Here is a 926-nt window from a genome sequence, read left to right as displayed (position 1 = left end):
TATGATCCAATATCAAAGGAAATGATAGCATTGAAGGATGAGACTAATCCAATTGAGGAGTGGCAGCATATAGAACAGCTAAAGGGTAGTGCTGAAGGAAGCATACGATACCCCGCATGGAATGGGATAATATCACAGGAGGTACTAGACTACCTTTCATCCTACATAAATAGACGCATATAAGTACGCATTTAAGCATAAACACGCACTATGCCGTTCTTCTCATGTATATATATATACAGGCAACACGCAGATATAGGTGCGACGTGAACAGTGAGCTGTATGTGCGCAGCTCGCGTTGCATTTTCGGAAGCGCTCGTTTTCGGAAACGCTTTGAAGTTCCTATTCCGAAGTTCCTATTCTCTAGAAAGTATAGGAACTTCAGAGCGCTTTGAAAACCAAAAGCGCTTTGAAGACGCACTTTGAAAAATCCAAAAACGCACCGCACCGTAACTACTACACCGCGAATACTGTGCCCTGAAACATTGCTCAAAAGTATCTCTTTGCTATATATCTCTGTGCTATATCCCTATATAACCTACCCATCCACCTTTCGCTCCTTGAACTTGCATCTAAACTCGACCTCTACATCAACAGGCTTCCAATGCTCTTCAAATTTTACTGTCAAGTAGACCCATACGGCTGTAATATGCTGCTCTTCATAATGTAAGCTTATCTTTATCGAATCGTGTGAAAAACTACTACCGCGATAAACCTTTACGGTTCCCTGAGATTGAATTAGTTCCTTTAGTATATGATACAAGACACTTTTGAACTTTGTACGACGAATTTTGAGGTTCGCCATCCTCTGGCTATTTCCAATTATCCTGTCGGCTATTATCTCCGCCTCAGTTTGATCTTCCGCTTCAGACTGCCATTTTTCACATAATGAATCTATTTCACCCCACAATCCTTCATCCGCCTCC

At 41.7% G+C, this 926-nt stretch carries 1 protein-coding gene and 1 pseudogene; one reads left to right on the top strand and one right to left on the bottom strand.

Translation table 11 applies throughout. From position 1 onward, the window contains the following. Positions 1–183: pseudogene (locus NE637_RS16020) on the top strand (hypothetical protein); the annotation flags it as partial. A 355-nt stretch (positions 184–538) separates the two neighbouring features. On the opposite strand, the gene NE637_RS16015 reads toward NE637_RS16020, so the two are convergent. Continuing rightward, a partial coding sequence (locus tag NE637_RS16015) for a hypothetical protein (RefSeq protein ID WP_256267791.1) occupies positions 539–926 on the bottom strand: 388 nt, incomplete at its 5' end.

The organism is Desulfovibrio desulfuricans, from assembly GCF_024460775.1.
Lineage (GTDB): Bacteria > Desulfobacterota > Desulfovibrionia > Desulfovibrionales > Desulfovibrionaceae > Desulfovibrio > Desulfovibrio desulfuricans_E.
The sequence above is the reverse complement of the archived record's forward strand: the minus strand, read 5'-3'. Positions and strand labels throughout refer to the sequence as shown.